Here is a 13,072-nt window from a genome sequence, read left to right as displayed (position 1 = left end):
CTCTACGACCTGCCGGTGGTCGTGTCGGCCGCGCCGAACCTGTTGTGCAAGCACGATGTTGCTGATCGAGTACGTATCGAAGCGGGATCGTTTTTCGACCGCGTGCCGAGCGGCGGTGACGTCTACGTCTTGAAGAACATCATCCACGACTGGCCCGACGAGAAAGCGGTGCAGATCCTGCGCAATGTTCGCGCCGCCGCCGGACCGCACGCCACGGTGGTGCTGGTCGAATTGGTGATCCCCGATCACGACCGTGACTTCCCGGGGAAATGGGCCGATCTGGAAATGCTGCTGAATTTAGCCGCGCGCGAGCGCACTGCTGCCGAATACCGAAAGCTACTCAGCCAGGCTGGATTCCGAATGACCAGGGTCGTCCAGACCGCTTCGCCGCTCAGCCTGGTCGAGGCCCGCGTCGCGTGAACTGATCGTCGTTGGGCCACAATGGCCGACATGGCACTGGATTTGAGTGGATACCTCGAGCGGATCGACTATCGCGGCGCTGTGGACCCAAATCTCGACGTGCTGCAGGATCTGGTGACAGGTCACACCCAGAGCATTGCGTTCGAGAACCTCGATCCGCTGCTGGGCCGTCCGATCGATGATCTGAGCCCAGCGACTCTGGCCGACAAGCTGGTTCGCCGGCGTCGGGGTGGCTACTGCTATGAGCACAACGGATTATTCGGTTACGTGCTGGGGGAAGTCGGCTTTTCCGTGCGCCGGCTTGGCGCCCGGGTCGTCTGGACGCGCCCTCCGGATGCGCCGGTACCGCCCCTGATGCACACCTTGTTGGCGGTGGCGCTTCCCGGCGACCAGCAGCCGTACCTCGTCGACGTTGGGTTCGGCGGACAGACGCCGACTTCGCCCATCCCCCTGGAAACCGGTCGTGTGCATCAGACAACGCTTGAGCCGTACCGCCTTCAGGAGGACGGCGACACATTGGTGTTGCAGGCCGAAATCCGTGGCGATTGGCAGTCGCTGTATGAATTCGCTACTAGGACCGCGCCCCCGATCGATCTGGAAATGGGCAGTTGGTATGCCTCGACCCACCCGTCATCGCACTTTGTGACCAGCTTGGTGGCGTCCACCGTCACAGCTGACGGACGATACAACCTGTCTGGTCGCAACTTGTCCGTGCACCGTGGCGGTGTGACCGAAAAGACCCGCCTCGACGCGGCGGCGGTCGTCGACATTCTGATCGACCGCTTCGGCATCAACGTCGCCGACGCGGGCGAACGCGCGGCGCTCGAGGCCCGCGTCGATGAGGTGTCGACCTAGATCACATCGCGCTTAACCCCGGCACGGGATACGGGGGCTGGCTGATCGGGTTTCCGGGGCACCACGGATTGCGCGGCACACCCACGCAGGGATTGGGCATGCTCGGTTGCGGGGGGAGCGGCAGCATTTGCACCCCCGTCCGCTGCGGGTAGTTCGCGTACGAGCTACTGTCCGGGCAGGCGCCGAAGACTTGCGTGTTGCACGCGAGCTGCAGACCGAGGCTGCTAATGACCCCGTTGCCCGCATCCGGGATACCACAGGTGTTGTGCGGGAAGTACTGGATGAACGGCGGGTCGCTCGTGACGCCGGTGGCCTGTTGACTGCCCAGCTGAAAGTGCTTGTGGCGCACAGCTGCGCCCGAGGGGTCGACGTTGCCATGCCAGCAGTTGCCCGGGAACTCGAGGTTTGACAACTCCGCGAGATCGACGTTGCTTGCGTTGCCGAAGAAGCCGTTGTGGTTCAGTGTGTTGTTCTCGATCTCGTTGCCCCAGTCGTCGAAGTAGCAGAATGACAACGCCGAGAGGCCGAACCCGCCCTTGCAGTGGGCGATCGGCGGAGGCTTTTCGGTGTCGACGTCGGGAACCAGCAGCACACCCCACGCGCCGTTGTCGTGGATGTCGTTGTTATCGACGGTGTCGAACCGGCCGCCGGAGATCAGGATGCCGGTTCCCACCGGACTGCTTGCGGCGATGCCGTTGTTGAACGGCGTGTTCGGGTTGTTGTTGTCGTGCACCGAGTTGTGGATGAACAGCCAGCACGAATGGGTTCCTGTCGGGCCGGTTTCGTTACGCGGGCAATGGCCGGACTGCGGCGACGGTTGGTCGTCGTTGTTTTGGCTGTTGGTCGCGAATCCCGTGTGGTTGTAGTCGAACTCGGAGTTCTGGATGATCAGGTGTCCGCCGGAGTTGGTACCCGAGTATCCCTGGGCCGAGTTCTGGCCGTGGGCATGGTCGAGGGTCGTGTTGCAGTCTGGGCAGGCGCCGATGTAGAACGCAGCGTCGGCCATGTTGTTCGCGTACACCTGTGTGAACAGCCCTGGCCCAACGGTATTGGAGGCGTACATCCCGTACTGGGTGGAATGGTCGGGGCCTCCGTTGTAGCTGGAGGTCGCCGACAGGTATCCACCGCGCCAGCTTCCGATCTGCTGGGCACCGGTCGAGCCGCCGCCGTCGAACCAGATTTCATCGGCGGGGGTGAGGTCGCCCGCGACGAAGTTACACGCGGTCAGGTTCTCGACGCTGACACCGGCGGCCTTGAACACGATCAGGCCGTTTCGCCCGGACGGCAGACCGTTGGAATCGAGCGGTCCTGGGTTTTGGTCGGCCGGCGCGGAGCTGCACGGCGGCGCCCCGGGCCTGGTGCCGTCGAGCACAACCCCGTTGCGGTCCATGCCGCGAATCCAGACGTTGGGCGTGGTCACGAGCACCGCGGCCCCCGCCTTGTCGTCACCGCCTGCCCCGGGGGGAACGCGGTTACCGGTCTCGTGGTAATTGCCCGGCCCGATTAGCACCCAGTCCCCGGGGCGGGCGGCGTCGACCGCCGCCTGGATGCTGGAGAATTGCCCGGGAATCCCTTGATAGCTGCCGACGAGCCAGACGGCGGGTGGAGCAGCACCCGCCACGCGCACGCACGCTGCGACAAGCATGCAGACGCCAGCGCCAACCAGCACGCGCCGCGACCGCGTCATTCGCGCCGCAGCCCAGCCACGACGATCACTCAGCGTCGTCACGTCAGCAACGGTGAGTTATCGCAGTCACATCCACAACACGGCGTGGTAAACGTTCGACCTCGATCACGGCTGCGACGATCGATTTTGCTCAATTGTTATGGCAGCGCGCTATGAGCTGCGCCCTATAAGGCCCGGCAGCCAGGCGGCCATCCGGCGCAGGGCCTCCTCGATGTCGCTCGTCGGCCCGGCGAACGACAGCCTGACAAACACGCCACCGTGCTCCGGGTCGAAGTCGATGCCGGGTGCAATCGCTACTCCGGTATCGGCCAACAGCTTTGAGCAGAAATCCATCGAGTCCGCGGTGAAGTCAGAGACATCGGCGTAGACATAGAACGCGCCGTCGGTGGGTGCTAGCCGGTCGATGCCGATTTCGCGCAATCCGTCGAGCAGCGTCGTGCGATTGACCGTGTATTGATGCAGATGCCCGTCGGCTTCTTTGATCGCCTCGGGAGTGAAGGCGGCGACGGCTGCGCGTTGCGACAACACCGGTGGGCAGATGGTGAAATTACCGGTCAATCGGTCCACTGCCCGGCGCAGTTCGGCTGGCACCAGCAGCCAGCCCAGCCGCCATCCCGTCATCGCAAAATACTTGGAAAAGCTGTTGACTACCATCGCATTTCGCGATGTACTCCAGGCGCAGCTGGTCTGCGGCGCGCCGGGGTAGACCAACCCGTGGTAGACCTCGTCGCTGATCAGCCGCACGCCAGCGTTATCACACCAGCTGGCCATTGCCGCGAGCTCAGCGGGCGGGATGACGGTTCCGGTCGGATTGGCCGGGCTGGCCACTACTACGCCCTGCACCGGCGGGTCGAGCTCGGCGAGCATCTGCACGGTGGGCTGAAAGCGGGTCTGCGGCCCGCATTCCATCAGCACGACCTCGCATCCGAGTGCTGCCAGGATGTTTCGGTAGCAGGGATAGCCGGGACTGCTGACCGCCACCCGGTCACCGACGTCGAAGCAGGACAGGAAGGTAAGCAGAAAGCCGCCCGATGAACCCGTCGTCACCACCACGTCGTCGACATCGACCTGCAAGCCATGCCGATCCAGGTACGATGCCGCGATCGCGGCGCGAAGCTCGGGAATGCCCAGCGCCACCGTGTAGCCAAGCTGACCCCGATGCAATGCCGCCGCCGCGGCTGCGCGCACCGGCTCAGGGGCCCCCGCACTCGGCTGCCCCGCCGACAGATTCACCAGATCGCCGTGAGTGCGCTGGCGCTCTGCTGCGGCCAGCCAGACGTCCATCACGTAGAACGGTGGGACCCCGGCGCGCAGTGCGACGTGATCGCTCATGTCTTAACGTTAGAACACTTCATGTTCCAGCCGGCGCAAGTGTTCGCGCGCCGGGCCGAGCAGCTGCGAACTGCCATGTGCCCGTTTGAAATACAGCTGCATGTCGTGTTCCCACGTGATCGCGATACCGCCGTGCAGCTGAATGCCCTCAGCAGCTACCGTGTTGAATGCCTCGGTCGCCGCGACGCGGGCCAGCGCCGCCGACGTGGCCGACGGCGCTTCTAAGGCGTCGTTCACCACTGCACGGGCGGCCTGCACCGCCACATGGAGATCGGCCATCCGGTGTTTGAGCGCCTGGAAGCTGCCGATCGGCCGGCCGAACTGCACTCGTTTTTTGCTGTATTCGACAGTCAGCTCGAGGCAGCGGGTGGCGGCGCCGATCTGTTCGGCGGCCAGCAGGATCGCGGCGACATCGGCGATGCCGGGATCGGCGCCCAGCGGTGCGGCGCTCTGTGGCGTAATACGAGCCAGCCGCCGGGTGGGGTCCATGGCGGTGACGGGCTGGGCGTCAAAGGCCGTCCACCGGTCGAGTTTGCCGTCGCCTGTGGCGATGACGATGTCGGCGATGTCGCCGTTGACCACGTAATCGGGGTCGAACACCACAGCGCCGATCGCCGCGCCCTCTGCCAGCGAACCGAGCGCATCGTCGTCGAGATCGTCGGCGGCCAGCAGCGCCAGCTCGGCCAGCGTGGTGCCGAGCAGTGGGCTGGGCACCAACCCCTTGCCGAGTTCCTCAAGAACGACGGCGGCATCGCCGAGAGTGCCGCCGGCCCCGCCGTTTTCATCAGGCACGACCAGTGCAGCCGCGCCGACCTGCTCACACAGCAGCCGCCACAGCGACTGGTCGTAGCCCGGTTCCGATTCGATCGCCTCGCGGACCGCTGCGGGCGAGGCATGCTTGGCCACCAGCGCCGCCACGGTCTCGCGCAGCAGTTCCCGTTCGTCACTCGTGGTCATGTCAGCGCCTCCAGTACCCGTCGCCGATGCGCAGCCGGGTCGCCCCAGGCCGACCGCAGTGCCTGGACCCGCAACAGCCACAGCGACAAGTCGTGCTCGGCGGTGAAACCGATGGCGCCGTGGGTCTGTAGCGCCGACCGGGCGGCCAGCAGCGCGGCGTCGGAAGCCGCTGCCTTGGCCGCACTGACATCGCGCGCGGTCTCGGGGGACTGATCGGCCAGCGACAGTGCCGCGCCGTAGACCAGCGGGCGGGCCAGCTCCAGCGCAATGTGCACGTCGGCGAGCTTGTGCTTGATCGCCTGGTATGAACCGATGATCCGTCCGAATTGGGCTCGCTGTTTGGCGTAGTCGACCGCGGCGTCCAGTAACGCCTGGCCCGCCCCGACCAACTGCGCGGCCGTCGCCAGCGCGCCGAACTCGTAGGCGCGGGCGACATCGGCCTGCCACGCTTCGCGCACCGCGTCGGCGTCGAAAAGATGACGGCTTGGGTCGACGGACTCGTGCCGCTCGCCCACGTGCGCTTCGCTCACCCGGCCGTCGGCTTCGGCGGCCAGGACCAGCCCGGCCGCATCGGCATCCAGAGCCCGCGGCACCTGAGGCCGAAGCACGACGGTGGCGATCAGCTCACCGCTCGCAAGCGCGGCGCACCGATCGTCTTCGGCCAGCAAAACTGGTGCTACCGCAATGGATTCGGCGACCGGACCGGGGACACACCAGCGTCCCAACCGCTCCATTGCGACGACCAGGTCAACGGGGTGCGCGTCGAGGCCGTCGAACCGCTCCGGCACCGCCAACGCGGTGACTCCCAGGTCGCCCAGTTGCGCCCAGACCTTGCGGCCGGGCGCGGTGTCGCCGTCGGCCCAGGCGCGCACTGCGCTCGGCACATCGGCCGCTGTGAGCGCCGCATCGATACTGGCCGCGAAATCGCGCTGTTGCGCGTCTAGATCAAATCTCATTTAGCTTTCTCCCGGGGCAGCCCCAACAGCCGCTCGGCGATGATGTTGCGCTGAATCTCGTTTGTGCCAGCATAAATCGGCCCGCCGAGTGCGAACAGCAACCCATCGGTCCAAGAGTTGGCCAGCTCGGCATCGGCGCCGCGGATGTCGAGCGCGGTCTGGTGTACCGCGACGTCAAGATCGGACCAGAACACCTTGGTCACCGAGGACTCCGCACCCAGCTCGCCGCCGTTCGCCAGCCGGGTCACGGTGCCGAAGGTGTGCAGCCGGTAGGCCTGCGCATTGATCCACGCATCGGCCACCTGATCACCGAAGGCGTTGTCGCCGCTGGCCTTCCACACCTCAACCAGCCGCTCGGCGGCGGCCAGGAAGCGCGCCGGGCTGCGCAGCGACATGCCGCGTTCGTTGCTCGACGTGCTCATCGCTGCCCGCCACCCGTCGTGCACCTCGCCGATCACATCGGCGTCGGGCACGAACACGTCGTCGAGGAAGATCTCGCCGAACCCGGTGTCGCCGCCCAGTTGGGCGATCGGGCGAACGGTGATCCCGTCCGCCTTGAGATCGAACATGAAATACGTCAGGCCGCGGTGACGCTCCGCTTCGGGGTCAGAGCGGAATAGCCCAAAAGCTCTGTCGCCGAATGGTGCTCGTGAGCTCCAGATCTTTTGGCCGTTGAGCAGCCAGCCACCGTCGGTGCGGCTGGCCGTCGATCGCAGCGAGGCGAGGTCGCTGCCGGACTCCGGCTCCGACCAGGCCTGCGCCCAGATCTCCTCGCCGCTGGCCATCTTGGGCAGGATCCTGTCCAGTTGTTCCTCGGTGCCGTGCGCGAACAACGTCGGGGCAAGCATCGACGTGCCGTTGGCGCTGGCTCGCCCGGGGGCACCGGCGCGGAAGTACTCCTCCTCATAGACCACCCATTGCAGCAGGGTCGCGTCGCGGCCACCGTACTTGTGCGGCCAGGTGATGACTGATAGCCCTGCATCGAAAAGCACCTTGTCCCAACGCCGGTGCTGTTCGAACCCCTCGGCGGTGTCGTAGGACTTGGACGGGAACGATTCCCGGTGTCCAGCCAGGAACTCGCGCACCTCCTGCTGGAATGCGCGCGTGTCGTCGTCGAAATCAAGGTCCATCAGGGCATCTCTCGCAGTAGCGGTTTGACCACCTTGCCGCCCGCGTTGCGTGGCAGCGTGTCGACAAACCTCACCGAACGGGGGGCTTTGAAGTTCGCCAAATACTGGCGGGCGTAGGCGATCACCGTCTGCTCGTCGAGTTCGGTGTCGGGTCGCTTCACCAGGAATGCGCGGCCGACCTCACCGAGCCGCTCGTCGGGCACGCCGATCACCGCGCAGTCCAGCACCCCGTCCAGCCGGGCGAGCGCCTGCTCGACTTCGGCCGGGTAGACATTGAAGCCGCCGCAGATGTACATGTCCTTGAGTCGATCGGTGATCTGGAGATTGCCTGCGGCATCGAGCTTTCCGATATCGCCGGTGTGCAGCCAGCCGTCGGCGTCCACGGTCGCGGCGGTAGCTTGCGGATCGTCGAGGTAACCAAGCATCACGTTGGGTCCGCGCAGTAGCACTTCCCCCGTGGCTGATCCTGATTCTGAGCCTTCTGCAACGTCGATCCGCAGCTCGAAATCGGCGATCGGCCGTCCGCACGTGGTGGCCACCGTGACGGCATCGTCGTCGGCGCGGCACATGGTGCCGAACCCGTTGCATTCGGTCAGGCCGTAGGCGGTTAAGACGATGTCGATGTCGAGTTCGGTCTGCATCCGCTCGATCAGCACGACCGGCACCGTGGCGGCGCCGGTGACCGCGAACCGCAACGAGGTCAGGTCGTAGGCGCCGCGGGCGGGATGGTCGAGCAGCGTCTGGTAGATGGTCGGCGGCCCGGGCAGGACGGTGATCCGATGCTCGGCTACCGCGCGCATCGCCTGCTCGGGATCGAAGGTCAGTTGCGGGATCAGCGTGGCGCCGGTCTGCAGGCAGGCCAGGATCCCGGCCTTGTAGCCGAAGTTGTGGAAGAACGGGTTGATGCACAGGTAGCGGTCGTCGCTGGTGATCTTGCCGCAGACCGCCCACGCCGCCGATCCGGACAGCGATTGCCGATGCGCGCACAGCACGCCTTTGCTGCGGCCGGTGGTTCCCGAAGTAAACAGGACGTCGGAGACGTCGTCGGGGCGGACGGCGGCGGCTCGGGCATCGGCGGCGTCCAGATCAACCCCGCCTGCCATGAACTCGTCCCAGGTCCCGTCGTCGAAACGCGCAGTGCTTTCTACGGGGACTCGCACGATGTGACGCAGGGCGGGCAGCGCCGCTCGGTCGAGTTCGGCGGCTTTGTCCGCGCCGAGGAACTCACCCATCGCTACCAGCACAGGCGCGCCGGTGCGGGCCAGGATGTCGGTGGCTTCGGCGGCGGTGTAGCGGGTATTCAGCGGCACCACGGTGGCGCCGGTGTAGTGGGTGGCCAGGCAGGCAACCACCCAGTGCCAGGTGTTCGGCGACCAGATCCCCACCCGCTCGCCCGGGCTCACGCCGAGCTGAATCATTGCCGCGGCGGCCCGGCGCACCTCGTCACGCAGTTCGGCGAACGTCATGGTGCGATCGTGTGTGACCAGCGCATTGTGGTCGGGGAGCTCACGCGCGATGCGGTCCAACACCGCAGGAATGGTCTGCGGATCGCTCGGCATCGATGAATGCTCCTAACAAAGCAAGTGCTTGGTAGGTTAGCCTACAGGGGTGCAGGGCGTCGAGGAGTTCCGGGCCGAGGTACGTGACTGGCTGGCCGAGAACCTGGTCGGCGAGTTCGCCGCGCTCAAGGGACTCGGTGGGCCTGGTCGCGAGCACGAGGCGTTCGAGGAGCGGCGGGCCTGGAACCGGCATCTGGCGGAAGCGGGTCTGACCTGTTTGGGCTGGCCCGTCGAGCACGGTGGCCGCGGCCTTTCCGTCGCGCATCGGGTCGCGTTTTACGAGGAGTACACGATTGCCGACGCGCCGGCGAAGGTCAACCACTTCGGCGAGGAACTGCTTGGGCCGACGCTGATCGCCTTCGGCACGGCCGAACAGCAGCAGCGGTTTCTGCCCCGAATCCTCGACGTCACCGAGCTGTGGTGTCAGGGGTACTCCGAGCCCGGTGCCGGCAGCGATCTGGCCAACGTGGCCACCACTGCGGTACGCGACGACGACCAATGGGTGATCAACGGGCAGAAGGTGTGGACGTCGCTGGCGCACTGGGCACAGTGGTGTTTTGTGGTGGCGCGCACCGAAAAGGGCTCCAAGCGCCACGCCGGGTTGTCGTATCTGCTGGTGCCGCTGGACCAGCCGGGTGTGCAGGTCCGCCCGATCGTGCAGCTGACGGGTGACTCGGAATTCAACGAGGTGTTCTTCGATGACGCCCGCACCGATGCAGACCTAGTGGTCGGTGCGCCCGGTGACGGCTGGCGGGTAGCGATGGGAACGCTGACCTTCGAGCGCGGCGTTTCCACATTGGGGCAACAGATCATCTACGCGCGTGAGCTGAACGGCGTGGTGGAACTCGCCAAAAGCACCGGCGCCGCAGACGATCCGTTGATCCGTGAACGCCTGACCCGCTCTTGGGCCGGCCTGCGCGCGATGCGCTCATATGCGCTGGCGACTATGGACGTCGAGCAGCCCGGACAAGACAATGTCTCAAAGCTGTTGTGGGCCAATTGGCATCGTGAACTCGGTGAGATCGCGATGGACGTGCGGGGTAAAGCGGGCCTGGTGCTGGACAGCGGGGATTTCGACGATTGGCAGCGGCTCTATCTGTTCACCCGCGCAGACACCATTTACGGCGGCTCGAACGAGATTCAGCGCAACATCATCGCCGAGCGGGTGCTCGGCTTACCCCGGGAGGTCAAAGGATGACGCTTGCCGTCGCGCCGAAAGAGGTTGACGGACACGGGCTTCTGAATGGCAAGGTCGTGATCGTCACGGCGGCAGCTGGCACCGGCATCGGGTCGGCCACCGCCCGGCGGGCGCTTTCCGAAGGAGCTGACGTCGTCGTCTCCGACCACCATGAGCGACGCCTCGGCGAGACGGCCCAGGAACTTTCGGCGCTGGGGCTGGGGCGCGTCGAGCATGTGCTTTGCGACGTCACGTCCTCGACACAAGTCGACGCGCTGATCGCGTCGGCCCACGCCCGGATGGGCCGAATCGACGTGCTGGTCAACAACGCCGGGCTTGGTGGCCAAACCCCGGTGGCCGATATGACCGACGAGGAATGGGACCGCGTGCTCGACGTCACGCTGACGTCGGTCTTTCGCGCCACCCGTGCGGCGCTACGCTACTTCCGCGACGCAGACCACGGCGGGGTGATCGTCAACAATGCCAGCGTGCTTGGCTGGCGTGCCCAGCATTCGCAATCGCACTATGCGGCAGCCAAAGCCGGGGTGATGGCACTGACTCGATGCAGCGCCGTCGAGGCCGTGGATTACGGAGTGCGGATCAACGCGGTATCCCCGAGCATCGCCCGGCACAAGTTCTTGGACAAGACCACCTCCTCAGATCTGCTCGACCGACTCTCGGCCGGTGAGGCGTTCGGACGAGCGGCCGAGCCGTGGGAGGTCGCGGCAACCATTGCGTTCTTGGCTAGCGACTACTCCAGTTACCTGACTGGAGAAGTGATTTCGGTGTCGAGTCAGCATCCATGAACCGGCGCGACGAGCTTCTGCAACTGGCGGCAACGATGTTTGCCGAACGCGGCCTGCGCGCGACCACGGTGCGCGACATCGCTGACGGAGCCGGCATATTGTCGGGCAGCCTCTACCACCACTTCGCGTCCAAAGAAGAGATGGTCGACGAGCTGCTGCACAGCTTCTTGGACTGGCTGTTCTGCCGCTATCAGGAGATCATCGACAGCCAGTCCAATCCGTTGGAGCGGCTCAGGGGGCTGTTCATGGCGTCTTTCGACGCGATCGAGAACCGGCATGCGCAGGTCGTCATCTATCAGGATGAAGCCAAGCGGTTGTTGTCCCAGCCCCGGTTCTCCTACATCGAGGACATGAACAAACAGCAGCGCAAAATGTGGGTCGACGTGCTGCACCAGGGTATCGAAGAGGGTTATTTCCGACCGGATCTCGACGTCGACCTGGTTTACCGCTTCATCCGCGACACCACCTGGGTGTCGGTGCGTTGGTATCAGCCCGGCGGACCGCTCACCGGTGAACAGGTGGGTCAGCAGTATCTCGCTATCGTCCTAGGCGGAATCACCAAAGAAGGAGTCTGAAAATGGCAGAGGCATACGTCGTCGAAGCGGTACGTACCGCCGTTGGCAAGCGCAACGGATCGCTTGCCGGTGTGCATCCAATCGACCTGGGTGTGGCCGCATTTCACGGGCTGTTCGAGCGGATAGACGTCGATCCGGCCGGCGTCGACGATGTGATCGTCGGTTGCGTTGACGCCCTCGGCGGGCAGGCCGGTAACATCGGCCGCAACGCTTGGCTGGCCGCCGGCTATCCCGAAGAGGTTCCCGGGGTAACCGTCGACCGGCAATGCGGTTCCAGCCAGCAGGCGATTTCCTTTGGTGCGCAAGCGATCATGTCCAACACCGCCGATCTGATCCTGGCTGGCGGCATGCAGAACATGAGCCAAATCCCGATCGCATCGGCGATGGTGGTCGGCAAGGAGTTCGGGTTCACCTCGCCGACAAACGAATCGAAGAATTGGCTGCACCGCTACGGCGATCAGGAGATCTCGCAGTTCCGCGGTGCGGAGTTGATCGCCGAACGGTGGAATCTGTCCCGCGAGGAGATGGAGCAGTTCGCGCTGACCAGTCACGAGCGGGCGCTTGCCGCGATCCGGGCCGGACATTTCGACAACGAGATCGTCGCCGTGGATGGATTCCGGATCGACGAGGGGCCTCGGGAGACGTCACTCGAGAAGATGGCGGGACTCAAGACGCTGTCAGAAGGTGGCCGGTTGACCGCGGCGGTGGCCAGCCAGATTTCCGACGGTGCTAGCGCGGTGCTCCTCGCGTCTGAGCAGGCCGTCAAGGACCACAAACTCACCCCGCGGGCCCGCATCCACCACATCAGCGCCCGCGGCGCCGACCCGGTGTTCATGCTGACCGGCCCGATTCCAGCTACCCGCTACGCACTGGAGAAGACCGGGCTGTCCATCGACGACATCGACACCGTCGAGATCAACGAGGCGTTCGCGCCGGTGGTGTTGGCCTGGCTCAAGGAGATCAAGGCCGACCCGGAAAAGGTCAACCCTAATGGCGGCGCGATCGCACTGGGTCATCCGTTAGGGGCAACCGGGGCAAAGCTTTTCACCACCATGCTCAACGAGCTGGAGCGCACCGGTGGTCGCTACGGTCTGCAGACGATGTGCGAAGGCGGCGGCACCGCCAACGTCACGATCATCGAGCGGCTGTAATCCGCGCCCGCGGCACACACGTCTCAGCAGGCTCTCCAGTCCCGGGCTGAAGGGCTGGCGACTTCTGCGCTTTTCAACCCATATGTGATATCAGCCCGAGTGATATCACATATGGTCTCGCTTCCAAGACCGATGTGCTTACCAGTTGATGGTGCGCAGGGGGCTGGTGTGACGTCAGGCGCGCAGACATACTCCGGCGATGATGTCGTCGACCGTGCGCTGAGCCAGCGACTCGACCTGTCGCCGGCTCACGCCCCGCAGCGGCCCGCGCAGGGCCAGTTCGGCGAACCCGTGCACGGCGGACCAGCATGGCCACTCGGCGCCGTCGCGTCTGTCGGGTGCCAGCGCGCCCGCATTCACCATGGCGTCGAGTGCCTCGACCAACGCCAGATATGGCGGAGCGCTGGCTGTTTCGTCATTTTGGCCGCCCCCGAAGAATGCGACCGCGAACCACCCCGGCTCGTCCA

The 13,072-nt window shown here is 65.3% G+C and carries 13 protein-coding genes; 6 read left to right on the top strand and 7 right to left on the bottom strand.

Translation table 11 applies throughout. The features are described from left to right. Together WBF82_RS08085 and WBF82_RS08080 are read left to right on the top strand one after the other, a co-directional pair. Positions 1 to 420 (top strand): methyltransferase (locus tag WBF82_RS08085; protein WP_424382528.1); only part of this gene is annotated, 420 nt, incomplete at its 5' end. 30 nt (positions 421 to 450) lie between these two features. Next, complete coding sequence (locus tag WBF82_RS08080; RefSeq protein WP_424382527.1) at positions 451 to 1,275, top strand: arylamine N-acetyltransferase family protein; 825 nt, start codon at positions 451 to 453, stop codon at positions 1,273 to 1,275. Between the two features lies 1 nt (position 1,276). Here the strand turns inward: WBF82_RS08080 and WBF82_RS08075 are convergent, their stop codons facing one another. From WBF82_RS08075 to fadD3, 6 genes are all read right to left on the bottom strand, one after another. Continuing rightward, positions 1,277 to 3,004 (bottom strand): hypothetical protein, encoded by a 1,728-nt coding sequence (locus WBF82_RS08075; RefSeq protein ID WP_424382526.1) that lies wholly within the window; start codon positions 3,002 to 3,004, stop codon positions 1,277 to 1,279. A 108-nt stretch (positions 3,005 to 3,112) separates the two neighbouring features. Further along, entirely contained in the window at positions 3,113 to 4,294 is a 1,182-nt protein-coding gene (locus WBF82_RS08070) for a pyridoxal phosphate-dependent aminotransferase (protein WP_424382525.1), read from the bottom strand. A gap of 9 nt (positions 4,295 to 4,303) precedes the next feature. After that, positions 4,304 to 5,251, bottom strand: a complete 948-nt coding sequence (ipdE2, locus tag WBF82_RS08065; protein WP_424382524.1) for an acyl-CoA dehydrogenase IpdE2 — start codon at positions 5,249 to 5,251, stop codon at positions 4,304 to 4,306. Continuing rightward, positions 5,248 to 6,207: an acyl-CoA dehydrogenase family protein gene (locus WBF82_RS08060; RefSeq protein WP_424382523.1), complete on the bottom strand. Its 960-nt coding sequence runs from the start codon at positions 6,205 to 6,207 to the stop codon at positions 5,248 to 5,250. The genes ipdE2 and WBF82_RS08060 overlap by 4 nt, the downstream gene beginning before the upstream one ends. Next, the gene (locus tag WBF82_RS08055) at positions 6,204 to 7,337 is read right to left on the bottom strand and encodes an acyl-CoA dehydrogenase family protein (protein ID WP_424382522.1); all 1,134 of its coding nucleotides are present in this window, start codon (positions 7,335 to 7,337) and stop codon (positions 6,204 to 6,206) included. Before WBF82_RS08055 ends, WBF82_RS08060 begins: the two co-directional genes overlap by 4 nt. Further along, positions 7,337 to 8,896: a 3-((3aS,4S,7aS)-7a-methyl-1,5-dioxo-octahydro-1H-inden-4-yl)propanoate--CoA ligase FadD3 gene (fadD3, locus tag WBF82_RS08050; protein WP_424382521.1), complete on the bottom strand. Its 1,560-nt coding sequence runs from the start codon at positions 8,894 to 8,896 to the stop codon at positions 7,337 to 7,339. Before fadD3 ends, WBF82_RS08055 begins: the two co-directional genes overlap by 1 nt. A 49-nt stretch (positions 8,897 to 8,945) precedes the next feature. Here fadD3 and ipdE1 point away from each other — a divergent pair, with 49 nt between their 5' ends. From ipdE1 to fadA6, 4 genes are read left to right on the top strand one after another with little or no spacing between them, the layout of a single operon-like run. After that, complete coding sequence (ipdE1, locus tag WBF82_RS08045; RefSeq protein ID WP_424382520.1) at positions 8,946 to 10,094, top strand: acyl-CoA dehydrogenase IpdE1; 1,149 nt, start codon at positions 8,946 to 8,948, stop codon at positions 10,092 to 10,094. After that, on the top strand, positions 10,091 to 10,879 hold the full coding sequence (gene ipdF / locus WBF82_RS08040) for a (5R,7aS)-5-hydroxy-7a-methyl-1-oxo-2,3,5,6,7,7a-hexahydro-1H-indene-carboxyl-CoA reductase (RefSeq protein ID WP_424382519.1): 789 nt from the start codon (positions 10,091 to 10,093) through the stop codon (positions 10,877 to 10,879). Before ipdE1 ends, ipdF begins: the two co-directional genes overlap by 4 nt. Further along, the gene (kstR2, locus tag WBF82_RS08035) at positions 10,876 to 11,454 is read left to right on the top strand and encodes a TetR family transcriptional regulator KstR2 (protein ID WP_424382518.1); all 579 of its coding nucleotides are present in this window, start codon (positions 10,876 to 10,878) and stop codon (positions 11,452 to 11,454) included. The genes ipdF and kstR2 overlap by 4 nt, the downstream gene beginning before the upstream one ends. A gap of 2 nt (positions 11,455 to 11,456) precedes the next feature. Beyond that, a complete protein-coding gene (gene fadA6 / locus WBF82_RS08030) occupies positions 11,457 to 12,605 on the top strand; it encodes a steroid 3-ketoacyl-CoA thiolase FadA6 (RefSeq protein WP_424382517.1) in 1,149 nt (382 codons plus the stop codon). A gap of 174 nt (positions 12,606 to 12,779) precedes the next feature. Here fadA6 and WBF82_RS08025 read toward each other — a convergent pair. Continuing rightward, on the bottom strand, positions 12,780 to 13,072 hold a 293-nt coding region (locus WBF82_RS08025; RefSeq protein WP_424382516.1), incomplete at its 5' end, for a TetR-like C-terminal domain-containing protein.

Origin of the sequence: Mycobacterium sp. (assembly GCF_049673265.1) — a bacterium.
In the GTDB taxonomy this organism is placed as follows: Bacteria; Actinomycetota; Actinomycetes; order Mycobacteriales; family Mycobacteriaceae; genus Mycobacterium.
This window is presented reverse-complemented; position numbering and strand designations above follow the sequence as displayed.

Excerpts from the sequence above, each read along its gene's own strand:
- WBF82_RS08080 (WP_424382527.1), top strand. The coding sequence starts at position 451 with ATGGCACTGGATTTGAGTGGATACCTCGAGCGGATCGACTATCGCGGC.
- fadA6 (WP_424382517.1), top strand. The coding sequence starts at position 11,457 with ATGGCAGAGGCATACGTCGTCGAAGCGGTACGTACCGCCGTTGGCAAG.
- WBF82_RS08070 (WP_424382525.1), bottom strand. The coding sequence starts at position 4,294 with ATGAGCGATCACGTCGCACTGCGCGCCGGGGTCCCACCGTTCTACGTG.
- kstR2 (WP_424382518.1), top strand. The coding sequence starts at position 10,876 with ATGAACCGGCGCGACGAGCTTCTGCAACTGGCGGCAACGATGTTTGCC.
- ipdE2 (WP_424382524.1), bottom strand. The coding sequence starts at position 5,251 with ATGACCACGAGTGACGAACGGGAACTGCTGCGCGAGACCGTGGCGGCG.
- WBF82_RS08055 (WP_424382522.1), bottom strand. The coding sequence starts at position 7,337 with ATGGACCTTGATTTCGACGACGACACGCGCGCATTCCAGCAGGAGGTG.
- fadD3 (WP_424382521.1), bottom strand. The coding sequence starts at position 8,896 with ATGCCGAGCGATCCGCAGACCATTCCTGCGGTGTTGGACCGCATCGCG.
- ipdF (WP_424382519.1), top strand. The coding sequence starts at position 10,091 with ATGACGCTTGCCGTCGCGCCGAAAGAGGTTGACGGACACGGGCTTCTG.
- WBF82_RS08060 (WP_424382523.1), bottom strand. The coding sequence starts at position 6,207 with ATGAGATTTGATCTAGACGCGCAACAGCGCGATTTCGCGGCCAGTATC.